A 16,156-nucleotide genomic window follows, 5' to 3' on the forward strand; every position below is an offset into this window, starting at 1 on the left:
GAAAATAAATGAAAATTGCGATATTTGGAACCAAAAATTATGATCGTAAATACTTAGAGCTAATTAATAGTAAATTTGGCTTTGAGTTAAAATTCTTCGATTTTATGTTGAATGTACAAACTGTCAAAATAGTAGAAGGCTGTGATGCTGTTTGTATTTTTGTTAATGATGATGGTAGTCGCAAAGTATTAGAAAGATTAGCAGAATACAAGGTCAAAATAGTGGCTTTGCGTTGTGCAGGCTTTAATAATGTTGATCTTCAAGCAGCGAAAGAATTAGGCATTAAAGTCGTTCGAGTACCTGCTTATTCACCAGAAGCGGTCGCAGAGCATACTGTCGGATTAATGATGACGTTAAACCGTAAAATTCATCGAGCTTATCAACGTACTCGAGATGCTAACTTTTCATTAGAGGGGTTAACGGGGTTTAATATGTACGGACGTACTGCGGGGGTAATCGGAACAGGAAAAATTGGCTTAGCGGTAATCCTTATTTTAAAAGGCTTTGGAATGAACATCCTCGCTTATGATCCTTTTAAAAATCCACAGGCAGAAGAGCTAGGCGCAAAATATGTGGAGCTTGATGAGTTGTATCAAAAATCTCATATAATTACATTACACTGCCCAGCCACCCCTGAGAATTATCATATGCTAAACGCCGAAAGTTTTGCAAAGATGCGTAGAGGAGTGATGATTATTAATACTAGCAGAGGCACCCTCATTGATACACAAGAAGCATTAACAGCATTAAAACAACAAAAAATTGGTGCGTTAGGATTAGATGTGTATGAAAATGAACAATCACTCTTTTTTGAAGATAAATCAAATGATATTATTCAAGATGACTTATTCCGTAGAATATCATCTTTTCATAATGTCTTGTTAACAGGACATCAAGCATTTTTAACGGAAGAGGCTTTAGTTAATATTTCTGATGTAACTTTGACCAATATTGCGACATTATTAAAAGGTAAAGAATGTCCTAATATCGTATTACCAAATTAAATAATAAAAAATAAGCGGTATGATTATTATAAGAATTTGCAAATTTTTATTAAAATCGCACCGCTTAAAAAAGAAACATAAGGATAATTAAGCGTGGCAAAAAGTATTCAAGCAATTCGTGGAATGAACGATTGTGCCCCAACAGAAACCCCACTATGGCAATGGGTAGAAAAACAAATTCGAGAAACACTCGCAAGCTATGGCTACAGTGAAATGCGTAGCCCTGTATTAGAGCCAACAGCACTTTTTAAACGTGGTGTGGGAGAAGCAACAGATATTGTTGAAAAAGAAATGTTTACCTTTTTAGATCGTGATAATGAAAGCTTAACATTACGTCCTGAAGGCACCGCTGGTTGTGTACGAGCGGCGATACAAAATGGGTGGATTTATAATAACGAACAACGCCTTTGGTATATGGGTCCAATGTTCCGTTATGAGCGTCCTCAAAAAGGACGTTACCGCCAATTCCACCAATGTGGAGTAGAAGTTTTTGGTGTTAATAATCCTGAAGCTGATGCTGAGTTGATTTTATTAACTGCTCGTTTATGGGAAAAATTAGGTATTCGCCAACACGTCACTTTAGAGTTAAATTCTATTGGTGGCTTAGAAACTCGCACTAAATACCGTGAGGCATTAGTTGAATTTTTAAATAATCATTTAGATATTTTAGATGAAGATTGTAAACGTCGTTTAACCACTAACCCTATTCGTATTTTAGATACTAAAAATGAAGATATTCAAGCAATATTGAATGATGCACCTAAATTGCATAGCTTTTTAAACGAAGAAGAGCAACAACATTTCGCGGGAGTGCGTCAAGTTTTGGATCAGATGGGAATTGATTATGTAATCAATCAAAAACTAGTACGTGGTTTAGATTATTACAACAAAACGGTGTTTGAATGGGTCACTACCGCATTAGGTTCACAAGGAACGGTATGTGCTGGTGGTCGTTATGATGGTTTAGTTGCTCAACTCGGCGGTCACGCCACCGCAGGTGTTGGTTTTGCAATGGGATTAGAGCGTTTAGTGCTTCTCGTTCAAGAAGTGAATAGTGAAGTAGTATTACCTCGCAATGTTGATATTTATGTGGTTTATAATGGTGAAAATGTGACTGCCTCAGCATTTAAACTCGCTGAAACATTACGCACAGAATTACCCGAATTACGCACAATGTTACATTGCAGTGGTGGCGCATTTAAAAAACAATTTAAGCGAGCCGATAAACTAGGTGCAAAAATTGCATTGGTATTGGGTGAAAGTGAAGTGGCAGAAAATACAGTAGTAGTAAAAGATTTATTTGGTGAAGTAGAACAAGTTACACTTTCTCAAGATGAACTAATTAATGAATTAAAAAAACGTTTTTAATAAGGAAAAATTATGAGTGAATATTTAAATCAAACCGAAGAACAAGAATTTAACAATGTTAAAAAGTGGTTTAAAGAAAATGGTACACCAATTCTGGTGGTTATTTGTGTAATTTCATTAAGTATTTTTGGTTGGAAATTTTGGCAAAACCATAAATTACAAGCAACACAACAAGCTTCTGCTACATATCAAGCTGTCGTAGAAAGTTATATAAAAAATCCTGAAAAAAATCAACCCCTTGTAGAAAAATTTATTTCTGAAAATAAAGACACAAGCTACGCCGTATTTTCAGCATTAGAGTTAGCTAAGAAACAAGTAGAAGCAAAAGAGTTTACGAAAGCACAAAGCACTTTGCAAAATACCTTGCCAAATACGGAAGATGCGACTTTACAAAATATTATTCGTTTACGTTTAGCAATGGTTGATTATCAGTTAAAACAGTTTGATGATGCTCTAACAGTATTATCTCAAGTTGAAGGTAAAGCGTGGGATTTACGTAAACAAATTTTAACTGGCGATATTTTAGTTGCAAAAGGTGATATTGCAGCAGCAAAAAGTGCTTATCAGCAAGCAAAAGCAAATGCTCCAATAAATGTGCAATCTTTGATTGATATTCGTATAAATAACCTATAAAATGTAGCAAATATTTTACATTTTATTACCCTTAGAGGAACTTATGGACTACAAACAACTTATTGAACAAACTAAGCACGAACTTTTTTCAGGCTGGAAGCCTTTTGAAGTTGTTTGGTTAGGGTTACTTTTATTAGCACAAATCATTGCTTTTATTCTTCAACCAGATACTTTATTAGGAATGATTGCGGGAATTTCAGGAATTATCTGCGTTGTTTTTGTTGGTAAAGGTAAAATCAGTAACTATTTCTTTGGTTTAATTTTTGCTTATAGTTATTTTTATGTTTCTCTAGGTAATAATTACTTAGGAGAGATGAATACCACATTATATGTATATATCCCAGCTCAATTTATTGGCTACTTTCTTTGGAAAGAGAATATGCAAAATAACCAAGGTGGTGATGAAACAGTTATTGCTAAAGCATTAGACTTAAAAGGTTGGACTATTCTCGTTACCAGTGTTGCAGTAGGTTCATTATGTTTTATTAGTGCATTAAAATATTTTGGTGGAAGTGCTGCAGGATTAGATGGTGTAACCACTGTTTTAGTTGTTGCGGCTCAACTATTAATGATCTTACGCTACCGTGAACAATGGGCATTATGGATTATTATCAATATTCTTAGTATCATCTTATGGGTAGATACTGCAGCAATGTACTTAATGTATGGTGCTTATTTACTGAATTCATTATATGGTTACTACAACTGGACAAAATTACAAAAAAGTGAATAGCATTGTGGACGTTATTTTTTAAAAGCTAGCGGTAAGATGTTGCTCAAAATTTGTAAAAAATAGAATGGACCTCAAACGTTAAATACAATATTTGGCGTTCATAGCAATTTGTATGCTTAATGTCATCGCTTAACTGAAGTTTATATTAAATTTTCTTTTAGCTACTTTATTTTCCAAAAGAGAAAGGTTTGTATATAATATTGGCAGGAAAAACACAATTATGCAAATAGTTTGACTGGAATTTTCATCAAATTATTTGTTATTAGGTACAAAACAATGTCAATATATTTTAATAAAGGAAGTCGAGGCATAATAGTGATTGGTATTATTGTGTTGATATTCCTTTTATTTCCTCATAATAGTATCCATCTTGTTGCTCAATTTACCTTATTTTGTATTGATACATTTGGTTTAGGTATTATCTTATTTGCTACACTTATGCTATTTTTAGCCATTGCTATTAGCCTTAGCCCTATTGGTTCTTGGAAAATAGGTCATCAAAATACTAAACCTGAATTTGGTTTTTTTAGTTGGTTAGCGATGTTATTTACTTGTGGAATGGGATCTGGGCTAATTTTTTGGGGAATTGCAGAACCGCTCTTTCATTTTTCTAATATGCCTCTTTTTGCTCAACAATATGGCCATTCACCAGATACTGCGTTAGCCTTGACATACTTTCATTGGGGGTTTCACGCTTGGAGTATCTACGCACTTGGCGCATTGGCTATTGCTTGGTTTAGCTTTAATCGAGGACGTTCATTACATATTTCAGCCTGTTTTACAGCAAAAAAGACAGGATTATGGCGTATAGTAGATTGGCTTGCAATAACTGCGATTATTTTTGGATTAGCGGGAACCTTTGCTAATAGTACCGCTTTAGTTCAAACAGGGTTACAAAAAACACTTTTATTAGATATTGATTCAGTACTGTTTCGTTATAGTTTTATTATTATTTTAACACTACTATTTACTGCCTCATCAATATTAGGGTTAGAAAAAGGGATCAAGAGGCTAAGCCAATTAAATACTGGATTAATGATAGCCTTTATTATCGCAATGTTTATTATTTTCGAGCCTCTAAATATTTTAAGTACTTTCTTCACATCAATAAAACATTATCTTATATTACTACCAAAGGTATCCTTTAAAATTGCACCAGAATCACAACAATGGAGCTTAAATTGGAGTGTTATTTATATGGTGTGGTGGATTGCTTGGACACCTTTTGTTGCTCCTTTTATTGCTAGAATAAGTAAAGGTCGTTCTATTCGTCAATTTTTATGTTGTGTCATCATTATCCCTACATTGGCATCACTGATATGGTTTAGTGCTTTTGGTGGAACTGCATTATCACAACCTTATTTGATGGAATTAATGAATGCAGTAAACCAAGATTATACCCGAGGATTGTTTCAATTCTTTGCTCACTTACCTTTTGGAAATTATTTATCATTAGTAGCTATTTTATTACTTATCACTTTTATTATTACAAGTGCTGATTCTGCATTATTAGTTTGCGGCATATTAAGCGACAATGAGAGTGTGAGAAATAAAATATTATGGGCATTACTTCTTGTCATACTTTCTATGGCATTGATTTATATCAATGATGTGGATTTAAATAAACAAGTTGCCATTGCAGGAGCATTGCCCTTTGCAATAGTTCAATTAGCTCAAGTTATGGTTATGTTTAAGGATATGTGGAAACAACATAGAAAAGTAAGCGGTCACTTAGTAAAATAAATTTGCAAAATTTGGAATGAACCCCAAATTTTGAGGTTCATTCTAAAAAAATATCTAACCACTACTTAACTTCATTCATTGCATTCCAAATTTTTAACGCATCCGCAGTTTCTTTCACATCGTGAACTCGTATAATTTTAGCCCCATTTTGAACGCACAATAATGCCCCTGCAACGCTTCCGATCAAGCGATCTTCAACGGGTTTATCTAACACTGTACCGATCATTGATTTGCGAGAAAGTCCTGCAAGGATTGGATAACCAGATTCAGCAAAGATATGTAAATGTTTTAAGAGTTGATAATTATGTTCAACGGTTTTACCAAAGCCAAAACCGACATCTAAAATAATATGCTCTTGGGGAATGCCTGAAATTAGGCACGCAAAGGCACGCTTATTTAAGAATGTTGCCACTTCATCAGCCACATCATCGTAATCAGGGTTTTGTTGCATTGTTTGAGGTGTGCCTTGCATATGCATTAAGCACACAGGCAAGCCTAATTCGGCGGCGGTATCCAACGCATTTGGTAAGGTTAAGGCTCGAATATCGTTGATAATATCCATTCCGACTTTGGCGGACTCTTTCATTACTTCGGCTTTTGAGGTATCCACTGAAATCAAACAATCAAAGCGTGAGCGAACCGCCTCAACCAAAGGAACGACACGTTCTAGCTCTTGCTGTTCGCTAATAATTTCAGCGTTAGGACGAGTTGATTCGCCCCCGATATCAATAATATCCGCACCGTCATTAAGCATTTTTTCCACTTGAAAAAGGGCTTTGTCTAACGAGAAAAAACGTCCGCTATCTGAGAATGAATCAGGGGTAAAATTTAAAATCCCCATAATATTCGGTTTGGTTAAATCTAATAAGCGGTCACATTTTTGGTAATTTTTGTAACTAATTTTCATCTCTTAGCCTTTTTAAAATCGCTTTTAAGTTGCTATCCAATGGGGCGGTAATCACCATTTCTTCTTCGGTTCTTGGGTGGGTAAAGCGAATCGAATAAGCGTGTAAAAACAGACGGTTTAGCCCAACACTTTTCATTTTTTGATCGAACTCTGCGTCGCCATATTTACTGTCTAATGCAATCGGATGTCCAGCATATTGAGTATGCACACGGATTTGGTGGGTGCGTCCAGTCACTGGCGAGGCTTTAACTAAGGTCGCACTTTGATAGCGTTCTTCAATGCTAAAACGGGTGTCAGACGGTTTGCCATCTTCACTGACTCGCACAATGCGTTCGCCACTGGCTAATTCGTTCTTTTTCAAGGGTGCTTTAACGGCTTTCACGTGGGATTGCCACTGCCCACGCACCAAAGCTAAATAGTCTTTTTTCACGGTCTTAATACGTAACTGTTCGTGTAAATTGCGTAACGCAGAGCGTTTTTTTGCAACTAATAAAATTCCTGAGGTATCACGGTCAATACGGTGGACCAATTCTAAAAAACGTGCTTCTGGGCGTAATGCTCGCAAGGCTTCAATTAACCCAAAACTCAATCCACTGCCCCCGTGAACCGCAATGCCTGACGGTTTATTTACCACGATCAGCACGTCATCTTCATATAAAATATGGCTTTCTAATTCTGCCACTTTATTGAGTTTGGTGGAAATCGGAGCAGTGTTTTTCTCAGATACACGCACTGGCGGAATACGTACAATATCGCCACCTTGTAGCTTATATTCAGGTTTGATACGCCCTTTGTTTACGCGTACTTCGCCCTTGCGAACGATACGATAAATTAAACTTTTCGGCACGCCTTTGAGCTTTGCGAGTAAGAAATTATCAATTCGTTGCCCACTTTCATCATCACTAATGGTCATAAACTGTACTTTGGCACTGATTATTTTTTCTGTCATTTTTATTCCAAATTATGTTATTTTTTTAATGTATAAGCCTGATCTTTATGAGTTGGCTGCTGTGGAAAAGCAAGCTCTAAAATATTTCCTCTTACAAATTCTTTAAGATGTTTTCCTAATGCAGAATGACTCATTCCTAATAATGTTGCTAATGCATTTTTAGATACATATTGATCTTTACATAAAGCACAAACATACACTTTAACTTGCTCAGGTGGTTTCTTTTTCTTATTATAAAAATCACAAGATATAATACTTTCTAACTGAGCTTTGAAAAGATTATCTAGGTAGCATATTTCATCAATAACTCGTTGATTTCCAAATTTAATTCTACCATAACGGTCTCTATTTACTATATTTTTACCAATATTAGCTTGTGCCTTAGCTTGTGCCTTAGCTTGTGCCTTAGAATTAAAATGGCTTAATGCAATAGTTTCAGATGTATAGATTTGAGCAATATCAATATCTTTTGCCCAAGGTAGGAGGTAAAATTTATTCTTCTGCTCTCCTTTACCTAAAATAAATCCTTTTCTTATTAATTCTGAAAGAGCCAAAGTAATTTGTCTTCCTGTAGCTATTGCACCAAGCTGTGATGATAAAACTTTATGATTGATCCAGCCATTATTTTTTACTGCAATAATCAAAATATTTTTGTGTAATGATTTTTCATCAATATATTTCTTACCAAATTCTTGAGTCAGTTTTTGGATAGCAAAAACAGTTTCCCCATCTTGTAAAACTAAACTCAAATTAGTTGATTGATAAGTTGTATTTAATACTGGCGTGGTTAATAAATCCTGATACCAACTTGTAAAAATGGTCGCAATTCCTTTTCCTTGCCTTTCACATAGCCCCACACGACGAAAAATATTATGTAAAAATGCATTTCGACAAATAGAATCTTGCCCTTTAATAGCTTTTTCAACTTGAACAAGCATTGTTCCTGGATTTTCAAAGGTAAGAGTATTGAGTGTTTTTGTAATTTTTAATGCAATACTATCATTGAAATAATCAGAATGTGTTAGAGTATTTACTAAAGCTTCTCGTAAAGTTTTCACTCACACCAAGTAATATAAATCCACCTTGAGTATTCGAAAAAGCACTAAATGATTTCCAAAAATCTTTAGGTAAATTATTTGTTGCTTTTTTACATTCTAAAAATACTCTTTCTTTGATTACTGTTGAAGAGGCTAAAAAACTTTCAATATCTTTCCAATTTAACATAAGTAATCACCCTAATTTATTGTCATCAACACCCTTAGTAAGCGGATACTTACTTGCAAAAATTTGCAAATTTACCAAGAAATCTAACCGCTTAAAAATTTTAATCTATCATACTTATTTCAACTAACAATTCAGGTGATTATAAACTAGAAATGAATTTACTGAAATCAGAAAAATAAACTAATTTCAGTAAATTAATACTATTAAGAATAATTACTCACCCAAAAAACGACTAGACGGATCTAAGTAGATCCAATAATATTTTTCCTTATGTAAAAAAAAAGATCTTCACAATGAAAAAGTTACTCCCGCTTCTTACTCTTCTTAGTTTATTTATTGCTAGTTGTCGTTTTGTTGATACATCAAATAAAGATTTTGATATTACAGTCAACAAGATTATCAGCAGGCTTTTAAATAGTTCAAAAAAGCAGCAAGAAATGGTCGTAAAGAAACTCAAGAATATCTTAAAAAGCAAGGAATAGAATACTAATTTATTTTAATTAAAAATTTGTAGGGTGGTATTAGGCGAAGCCGTATATACCACCGCAACAAAGAATGAAGTTTGATTATATTTATTCGATGAGAACGGTCGGATATACGCAAACAAGTTTGCTAATCCGACCCTACAGTAAATTTAGTAAATTTTTATAAAAATATCACCGCTTAAAAACTAATGCTCTCTTGTTTGGAAGAACTTCACATCAGGATAGCGTTCGTGAGCAAGGTTGAGATTCACCATTGTTGGGGCGATATAAGTTAGGTTATCACCGCCATCTAGGGCTAAATTCTGTTCGTTTTTGCGTTTGAATTCTTCAAATTTTTTCACGTCATCACATTCCACCCAACGAGCGGTTGCGACGTTTACGCTTTCATAAATCGCTTCTACGTTATATTCTGCTTTTAAGCGTGCCACAACCACATCAAACTGTAACACACCTACTGCACCCACGATTAAATCGTTGTTGATAAGTGGACGGAACACTTGCACAGCCCCTTCTTCGGAAAGTTGTACTAAGCCTTTTAACAGTTGTTTTTGTTTTAATGGATCTTTTAAACGGATACGGCGGAACAATTCAGGGGCGAAGTTTGGAATGCCAGTGAATTTCATTAGCTCGCCTTGTGTGAAGGTATCGCCGATTTGGATTGTACCGTGATTGTGCAAGCCGATAATATCCCCCGCATAGGCTTCATCAGCGTGTGAGCGATCTCCCGCCATAAAGGTTAAAGCGTCTGAAATGACCACATCTTTACCGATACGTGTATGCTTTAATTTCATTCCTTTTTCGTATTTACCTGAAACTATACGCATAAATGCGACACGATCTCGGTGTTTTGGATCCATATTTGCTTGGATTTTAAACACAAAACCACTGAATTTATCTTCTTTTGCCTCAACTTTGCGAATATCTGTTTCACGAGATTGTGGAGCAGGAGCCCACTGCGTTAAGCCGTCTAAGAAATGGTTTACACCAAAGTTACCTAATGCCGTTCCGAAGTAAACAGGGGTTAATTCGCCTTTTAAGAATGCGTCAAGGTCAAATTCATTGCTTGCCCCTAGTACAAGTTCCAACTCATCACGCAGTTGTGACGCCAAATCATCGCCAACTGCTTCATCTAATTCAGGGTTATCTAAGCCTTTAATTATGCGAACTTCTTGGATCTTATGCCCTTGTCCTGTTTGGTAAAGATAGGTTTCATCTTTGGTTAAGTGATAGACCCCTTTAAAGAGTTTTCCACAGCCTATAGGCCAAGTGATCGGTGCACAGTTGATTTTTAAAACGTCTTCAACTTCGTCTAATAATTCTAATGGATCACGAATATCACGGTCACATTTATTCATAAATGTGATGATCGGGGTATCACGCAAGCGAGTAACTTCCATAAGTTTAATGGTTCGTTCCTCAACACCTTTTGCTGAGTCGATGACCATTAAACAGCTGTCTACCGCCGTTAAAGTACGATAAGTATCTTCTGAGAAGTCTTCGTGTCCCGGAGTATCTAGTAAATTGACTAAGCAATCGTTATAAGGAAACTGCATTACAGAGGTGGTAATGGAAATCCCACGTTGTTTTTCCATTTCCATCCAGTCTGATTTTGCGTGCTGAGTAGAGCCTTTGCCTTTTACTGACCCTGCTGTTTGAATAGCTTGTCCGTAAAGTAACACTTTTTCTGTGATGGTGGTTTTACCTGCATCGGGGTGCGAAATAATCGCAAAAGTACGTCTTTTATCAACTTGTTGTTGTGGATAACTCATTTTATTTCCGTTTTGTTTATGATTTTATATAAAATATGAGTGCTATTTTCTCTTATATTGCCTTTTACTACAATACAAGCGGTTAGATTTATTCAAAAATTTGCAAAAAGAGAATTCTCCTGCTTCAATAATAAATATCGTGTTAAACTGTTGCCAATTAATTCATGGATGAATAATAATGAAAAATATTGCGGTGATCCCTGCTCGAGCAGGCTCAAAAGGAATTACAGATAAAAACCTACAACAAGTAGGTGGTATTTCACTTATAGGACGGGCTATCTTAAGTGCACAAAAAGCAGATATTTTTGATGAAATCATTGTCACTTCTGACGGTGACAAAATTTTACAAGAAGCAGAAAGTTTTGGAGCAAGTATTGTCAAACGTCCTGTAGATTTAGCACAAAGTAATAGCCGAACTATAGATGCAATTCTCCACTGCTTACACCATAAAAAAATAACCAAAGGAACGGTTGCCCTTCTTCAGCCAACTAGCCCATTACGTAATGAATTAGATATCCGAAATGCAATGGAAATTTTTATTGGTGGAAAATCTAATGCTGTCATTTCAGCTTGTGAATGTGAACATCATCCTTATAAATCTTTTTCTCTTAATCAAGATCAAATTCTACCTATTAGAGAATTAAGCGATTTTGAAGCTCCTCGACAGCAATTACCAAAAACATATCGAGCCAATGGAGCAATTTATATTAATGATATTGAACGTTTATTACAGGAAAAATGTTTTTTTATACCTCCTGTACAATTCTATTTAATGCCAACTTATCGATCTATTGATATTGATACCACTTTAGATCTGCAATTAGCAGAACATTTAATAAAAACAGAATCTTAAGTAAATTATAAAAATTAGGAAAATAATATGAACTTAATAATTTGTCAAAGCCCTTTACAAATACTTATTGCAGAAAAAATAATAGCGACATACCCAAATGACGTATTTTATGGACTGATGATTTGCTGTATAGAAAATTCAAAATATCAATATTACTATCAACGCTTAAAATCAAAATGTGAAAAATGCGAACTTATTTATACACATAAACCCTATAAAAAATGGGCGTTTTATAAATTAGTTTTTAAAAGATTATTCAAATTACACAACTTATCACAAGTAAAGAAAATATTTCTAACGAATACAACCGCTGAGATTATGCAAATATATATTGGAGATGCTAAAAATGCCGATATTATTACTTTTGATGATGGACTGGCGAATATTAATATAGAAGATAATTTTCTGATTAGAGAAAGACCGCTGAGAAGCAGAACTAAGTTCCTACAATATTTTATGAGAATACCCACAGTAAAAGATATCTTAGCAAAACAAGTGAAACATTATAGTATTTATAATTTACCCAACATTATGGGCAAATATGAAAAAATCAGCCTTTTTGAAACGCCAAACTATGAGCAGGATTATAATGAAGTCGTGAATATCTTACTGGGTCAGCCTATTTATGAAAATAGTAAAAATGGAGAACAGAGAAATATTGCACTTATCGAAAAGGTTTTTACTAATTACCACATTGATTTTTATTACCCTCATCCACGAGAGAATTATAAAATAAATCAAGCCCCTTATATCAATACGAAATTAATTTTTGAAGATTGGATAATACAACAAACTCAAAAATATCCCCAAAAACAATATCGCCTCTATACGTTCTTCAGTTCTGCGGCAATAAATTTAATTGATATGCCTAATATAGAAGTTATTGCATTAAATCCTAAGGATTGTCCAGAAAACTTTCTTCCTCTTTATACTATCTTCAAGAAGCTTAATATTGAAGTTAGAAATATAAATTATTGAATTGAAGCCCCTCTAATATTAGCTTTATTTTAATAATAATCTTAGAATAATTGCAATTTTATACAAATTATTATCTGCTTTAGCCTTTTTATTCATCTATGATATACTATTTATTAGTTTACGATGGTAAGAATTTTAGGAGAAATAATGAAAATCAAAGTTGCCTTACTAGTTGATGAATATTTTGGAGGTGCTGGAAGTGCATATGGAGGATACGGCTTTTTAGCAAGAAGATTAGTTGCCAAATACCTACAAAATGAGAATATTCAAATTGATGTTCTCTTAAAAGCCAGATCAAGAAATTTTGGTATTTTTGCTAAAACTCATCAGGGCAAGATCGCACTTTTCTTAAAAATATGATCTAATAGCACCTATTATTCAATAACAAATAGGTGTAAAAATGAATATATTATCAGCTTTTAAAGATTTGGAAGACCCTCGCAAAGATATAAACAAAAAACATGACTTCTTAGATGTTATTTTTCTTGTCGTAAGTGCGGTAATATCAGGTGCAGAAGGATGGAGTGAAATTCATCAGTTTGGTAAATTGAATATAAAATGGTTACGAAAATACCGAGATTTTGAAAATGGTATTCCTGTTGATGATACGATTGCTCGTATTGTAAGACGGATAAATCCTGAGAAATTAAATTATATTTTTATTAATTTTATCAATGAGATACGAAAATCACAAGGCAAAGAGTGTATTGCAATAGATGGTAAAACATTAAAAAACAGTTCACATTTAGAGCCTCATAATGCCCTACATAGTATTACGGCTTGGAGCTGTTCAAGAGGATTAATTTTAGCTCAAAATAAGTCCAAAGGTAAGAAAAATGAGAATGAAAGCATTCTAGAAATGATAGATATTTTAGAGCTAAATCAAGCCGTCATTACGGTAGATGCGATGAATACGCAAAAGAAAATAGCGAAGAAAATCATAGAAAAGAAGAGCGATTATGTGATGCCATTGAAAAATAATCATAAGAAATTTAGAAATGAAATAGAAAGTTATTTTCATAAAGTAGTGCGAGAAAAATCAATAAAAATAGATGAGTTTCAAGAGGTTAACTGTGAAAGAAGTCGAATAGATCAACGGTATTATTCAAAATTACCAATAAGTGATTGGCTTTTGGAATCTCAAGGTTGGACAGGAATTAAAAGCCTTATTCAAGTTCATAGGATAAGAGAAGACAATGGCAAGAAAAGTGAAGAAAAAGTATTTTATATCAGTAGCTTAGATGTTCCTTGCGAAGACTTTGCGAAATATATTAGGGGTCATTGGGAAGTTGAAAATAAAGCGCATTGGGTACTTGATGTTGTTTTTAAAGAAGATGATAGTACGATTTATTTGGGGGATGGCGTTGAAAATATGGCAATAATTAAGCGTTTAGGGCTTAATTTAGCACGACTACATCCAACTAAAAATAGTATGAAAAGCAAGCTGAAATCAGCTGGCTGGTCTGATGAAATGAGGTCTGAGCTTATTTTTGGTGTGTGTGATTAATTTATAGACAAAGTACGCGGTTGCCCTGTAAAACTCATAAAATCGATGGCGTTAATGTTTATGAAATACCTAAACGACATTATTTTGCTAAACAATGGTTAAAAAAACAAAATTACGATGTATATCTTAGTATAGAGATTACTTTCGACTTACCACTAAAATTATTAGATTCAGATACGCATAAAAAATTAGTATTTTGGATTCAAGATCCTAGACCCAAAAGTGATTGGGATGAAATCAAAACTGTAAAATTATTTCCTGAACCATCTTATTACGATCAAGAAAAATATGATCTTATACATAATCTGTATAAACAAAATAGAGTAAAATTCATATCTCAGGCTCATTGTTTAAACAATAAAGCAAAAGAGTTATATAATTTAGATACAGATGTAGATATCCAATATTTACCTAATCCAATAGAAATAGAGGATTCTTTTGATGTTACTTCGTATAAAAAGAAAAATATGGTCATTTTCTTAGGAAGAATCGAATCTATCAAACGTGGATGGCTATTTTGTGAAATTGCCAAAAAATGTCCAGAATATGAATTCTATATGTTAGGGCAAACATTTCGTGATGCCGAGCGTAATTCTGAAATAATGACTAAATATCAAAATATTCCTAATTTACATTTTGCAGGGCATGTTGATGGAGAACAAAAAAATCAATTTCTAAAAGATGCGAAAATATTAGTAAATACATCTATTCATGAAGCATTACCAATCTCTTTCTTAGAAGCATTATCTTATGGAACATTACTAGTTAGTAATCAAAATCCTGATAATTTAACTTCTAAATTTGGAGTTCACATTGGTCAGGTATTAGGTGATGGTTTTGAAGATGTACATTTATATATTGATGCTATTAGATCTTTAATAAACAATGAGAAGAAAAATATAGAATTATCTCAAAATGCTATTAAATATATTAAAAAAATCCACAGTGTTCCTCAATTTATTACGGATATGGGAACGGTATTAATAGAAACAACTAAAAATTTATAAATCCTGTGAAAATTAGAAATAAGATAAAGCTAAAAATTTGTAAATTTTAGCCTTAATCTAACCGCTTATAGCGATCAGTTTAATATATATTATACCTATATTTATATACTAACTCTTTCATTATTCTGACTAGCTTTTTATATATTGAAATATGTTCTATTTTTTTATTCCAAGAAGCTGGTTTATTTTCTAAAGAATTAAAATACGCCATAAATTTACGAGATTTTAAATCTACAGATTTAGAATGCCAAGCTTTACGCCCGCCAACATAATGATATATTGCTACAGGCATTTGTGTTTGTTCTACTTTTGGTAGTGGTATTTTTTTCTTTATTGATTCTTTAATTCTATTTCTTGAATTTCTAGTAAAATTATATCTTGTATTTAAATAGAGTACTTTATCTTTAAATAATCCGTTTAAAATACATTGATCTTGATATTTAATCTCTCTGTGATTTTCAAACCACAAAATAGCTTCTTCTAATACATTTATTGTTTTCCATTTTTTTATATTGATTAATAAAACACCAGCATTAAAATAATAATTATCTGAATTAAGACCTAAATACTTTTTATATTCAGGCATTCCAATTTCAATAAAAGGATCAATACAAGCACCAATATAATTATCCCCTAAATCTGTATTATATAACGCTTGTAAATCTTGATTAACAATAATATCAATATCTAAATATAAGGCTTTTTCTTCTTTTGAAAGATATTTTGCAATTAAAAAACGTGCGTACGTAGCAATAGAGATATAATTAACCGTCTGTGGTAAATTGACAAAATCATTTTTAGCTATAGGAATAAATATAATTTTATGATCATATTGTTCTACAATATTTTCAATAAATATTTTAGATTCAGAAGAAATCCCTAAATCTAAAATAGAGAATTTAATATTAGGTGATTGGTTTGTTTTTAAAAGACTCAGTATTGCAACACATAAATAGGGAGCATAATTATCATCAGAGCTAAATACAATATTCATAT

Annotated in this window: 17 protein-coding genes; 11 read left to right on the plus strand and 6 right to left on the minus strand. The window is 33.3% G+C overall.

What is annotated here, in order from left to right; translation table 11 throughout:
• The first annotated feature begins 8 nt into the window (after nt 1–8).
• From KGI96_RS06000 to KGI96_RS06020, 5 genes are all read left to right on the plus strand, one after another.
• Nucleotides 9–1,004 (plus strand): 2-hydroxyacid dehydrogenase, encoded by a 996-nt coding sequence (locus tag KGI96_RS06000; protein ID WP_211597036.1) that lies wholly within the window; start codon nt 9–11, stop codon nt 1,002–1,004.
• Between the two features lie 93 nt (nt 1,005–1,097).
• Nucleotides 1,098–2,372 carry a histidine--tRNA ligase gene (gene hisS, locus KGI96_RS06005; protein ID WP_211597035.1) on the plus strand — a complete coding sequence of 425 codons (1,275 nt, stop codon included), beginning with the start codon at nt 1,098–1,100 and terminating at the stop codon, nt 2,370–2,372.
• 9 nt (nt 2,373–2,381) lie between these two features.
• The gene (locus tag KGI96_RS06010; RefSeq protein ID WP_211597156.1) at nt 2,382–3,005 is read left to right on the plus strand and encodes a YfgM family protein; all 624 of its coding nucleotides are present in this window, start codon (nt 2,382–2,384) and stop codon (nt 3,003–3,005) included.
• Nucleotides 3,006–3,048: 43 nt separating this feature from the next.
• On the plus strand, nt 3,049–3,738 hold the full coding sequence (gene pnuC, locus KGI96_RS06015) for a nicotinamide riboside transporter PnuC (RefSeq protein ID WP_211597034.1): 690 nt from the start codon (nt 3,049–3,051) through the stop codon (nt 3,736–3,738).
• A 276-nt stretch (nt 3,739–4,014) separates the two neighbouring features.
• Nucleotides 4,015–5,481 carry a BCCT family transporter gene (locus KGI96_RS06020; RefSeq protein ID WP_211597033.1) on the plus strand — a complete coding sequence of 489 codons (1,467 nt, stop codon included), beginning with the start codon at nt 4,015–4,017 and terminating at the stop codon, nt 5,479–5,481.
• Between the two features lie 61 nt (nt 5,482–5,542).
• Here the strand turns inward: KGI96_RS06020 and folP are convergent, their stop codons facing one another.
• Genes folP through KGI96_RS06040 form a run of 4 tightly spaced genes read right to left on the minus strand, consistent with a single transcriptional unit; the run spans nt 5,543 to nt 8,561 of the window.
• A complete protein-coding gene (gene folP, locus KGI96_RS06025) occupies nt 5,543–6,388 on the minus strand; it encodes a dihydropteroate synthase (RefSeq protein ID WP_211597032.1) in 846 nt (281 codons plus the stop codon).
• Entirely contained in the window at nt 6,378–7,337 is a 960-nt protein-coding gene (gene rluC / locus KGI96_RS06030; protein WP_211597031.1) for a 23S rRNA pseudouridine(955/2504/2580) synthase RluC, read from the minus strand. Before rluC ends, folP begins: the two co-directional genes overlap by 11 nt.
• Nucleotides 7,338–7,354: 17 nt before the next feature.
• Nucleotides 7,355–8,395: an ATP-binding protein gene (locus KGI96_RS06035; RefSeq protein WP_211597030.1), complete on the minus strand. Its 1,041-nt coding sequence runs from the start codon at nt 8,393–8,395 to the stop codon at nt 7,355–7,357.
• Nucleotides 8,349–8,561, minus strand: a complete 213-nt coding sequence (locus KGI96_RS06040) for an AlbA family DNA-binding domain-containing protein (protein ID WP_211597029.1) — start codon at nt 8,559–8,561, stop codon at nt 8,349–8,351. The genes KGI96_RS06035 and KGI96_RS06040 overlap by 47 nt, the downstream gene beginning before the upstream one ends.
• A 293-nt stretch (nt 8,562–8,854) precedes the next feature.
• Between KGI96_RS06040 and KGI96_RS06045 the strand changes: the two genes are divergently transcribed.
• Nucleotides 8,855–9,043: a hypothetical protein gene (locus tag KGI96_RS06045; protein WP_211597028.1), complete on the plus strand. Its 189-nt coding sequence runs from the start codon at nt 8,855–8,857 to the stop codon at nt 9,041–9,043.
• A 188-nt stretch (nt 9,044–9,231) separates the two neighbouring features.
• Here the strand turns inward: KGI96_RS06045 and prfC are convergent, their stop codons facing one another.
• Nucleotides 9,232–10,815, minus strand: coding sequence for a peptide chain release factor 3 (gene prfC, locus KGI96_RS06050; RefSeq protein ID WP_090922140.1), 1,584 nt, complete (start codon nt 10,813–10,815; stop codon nt 9,232–9,234).
• A 178-nt stretch (nt 10,816–10,993) separates the two neighbouring features.
• Here prfC and KGI96_RS06055 point away from each other — a divergent pair, with 178 nt between their 5' ends.
• From KGI96_RS06055 to KGI96_RS06075, 5 genes are all read left to right on the plus strand, one after another.
• Nucleotides 10,994–11,668, plus strand: a complete 675-nt coding sequence (locus tag KGI96_RS06055; RefSeq protein ID WP_211597027.1) for an acylneuraminate cytidylyltransferase family protein — start codon at nt 10,994–10,996, stop codon at nt 11,666–11,668.
• A gap of 27 nt (nt 11,669–11,695) precedes the next feature.
• Nucleotides 11,696–12,646 (plus strand): glycosyltransferase family 52, encoded by a 951-nt coding sequence (locus tag KGI96_RS06060; protein WP_211597026.1) that lies wholly within the window; start codon nt 11,696–11,698, stop codon nt 12,644–12,646.
• A gap of 147 nt (nt 12,647–12,793) precedes the next feature.
• The gene (locus tag KGI96_RS06065; protein WP_229577132.1) at nt 12,794–13,006 is read left to right on the plus strand and encodes a hypothetical protein; all 213 of its coding nucleotides are present in this window, start codon (nt 12,794–12,796) and stop codon (nt 13,004–13,006) included.
• Between the two features lie 40 nt (nt 13,007–13,046).
• Complete coding sequence (locus KGI96_RS06070; RefSeq protein WP_213156390.1) at nt 13,047–14,153, plus strand: ISAs1 family transposase; 1,107 nt, start codon at nt 13,047–13,049, stop codon at nt 14,151–14,153.
• A 20-nt stretch (nt 14,154–14,173) separates the two neighbouring features.
• Nucleotides 14,174–15,160: a glycosyltransferase family 4 protein gene (locus KGI96_RS06075; protein ID WP_229577134.1), complete on the plus strand. Its 987-nt coding sequence runs from the start codon at nt 14,174–14,176 to the stop codon at nt 15,158–15,160.
• 79 nt (nt 15,161–15,239) lie between these two features.
• Here the strand turns inward: KGI96_RS06075 and KGI96_RS06080 are convergent, their stop codons facing one another.
• Nucleotides 15,240–16,154, minus strand: a complete 915-nt coding sequence (locus tag KGI96_RS06080; RefSeq protein ID WP_211598253.1) for a glycosyltransferase family 8 protein — start codon at nt 16,152–16,154, stop codon at nt 15,240–15,242.
• Nucleotides 16,155–16,156: the final 2 nt, after the last annotated feature.

The organism is Phocoenobacter atlanticus subsp. cyclopteri (assembly GCF_018343795.1).
GTDB lineage: Bacteria > Pseudomonadota > Gammaproteobacteria > Enterobacterales > Pasteurellaceae > Phocoenobacter > Phocoenobacter atlanticus.

What these genes read in the sequence shown, in the direction of transcription:
- KGI96_RS06060 (WP_211597026.1), top strand. Translation starts at nt 11,696, where the DNA reads ATGAACTTAATAATTTGTCAAAGCCCTTTACAAATACTTATTGCAGAA.
- KGI96_RS06020 (WP_211597033.1), top strand. Translation starts at nt 4,015, where the DNA reads ATGTCAATATATTTTAATAAAGGAAGTCGAGGCATAATAGTGATTGGT.
- pnuC (WP_211597034.1), top strand. Translation starts at nt 3,049, where the DNA reads ATGGACTACAAACAACTTATTGAACAAACTAAGCACGAACTTTTTTCA.
- KGI96_RS06065 (WP_229577132.1), top strand. Translation starts at nt 12,794, where the DNA reads ATGAAAATCAAAGTTGCCTTACTAGTTGATGAATATTTTGGAGGTGCT.
- folP (WP_211597032.1), bottom strand. Translation starts at nt 6,388, where the DNA reads ATGAAAATTAGTTACAAAAATTACCAAAAATGTGACCGCTTATTAGAT.
- KGI96_RS06055 (WP_211597027.1), top strand. Translation starts at nt 10,994, where the DNA reads ATGAAAAATATTGCGGTGATCCCTGCTCGAGCAGGCTCAAAAGGAATT.
- KGI96_RS06000 (WP_211597036.1), top strand. Translation starts at nt 9, where the DNA reads ATGAAAATTGCGATATTTGGAACCAAAAATTATGATCGTAAATACTTA.
- KGI96_RS06070 (WP_213156390.1), top strand. Translation starts at nt 13,047, where the DNA reads ATGAATATATTATCAGCTTTTAAAGATTTGGAAGACCCTCGCAAAGAT.
- KGI96_RS06080 (WP_211598253.1), bottom strand. Translation starts at nt 16,154, where the DNA reads ATGAATATTGTATTTAGCTCTGATGATAATTATGCTCCCTATTTATGT.
- KGI96_RS06045 (WP_211597028.1), top strand. Translation starts at nt 8,855, where the DNA reads ATGAAAAAGTTACTCCCGCTTCTTACTCTTCTTAGTTTATTTATTGCT.
- rluC (WP_211597031.1), bottom strand. Translation starts at nt 7,337, where the DNA reads ATGACAGAAAAAATAATCAGTGCCAAAGTACAGTTTATGACCATTAGT.
- KGI96_RS06040 (WP_211597029.1), bottom strand. Translation starts at nt 8,561, where the DNA reads ATGTTAAATTGGAAAGATATTGAAAGTTTTTTAGCCTCTTCAACAGTA.
- prfC (WP_090922140.1), bottom strand. Translation starts at nt 10,815, where the DNA reads ATGAGTTATCCACAACAACAAGTTGATAAAAGACGTACTTTTGCGATT.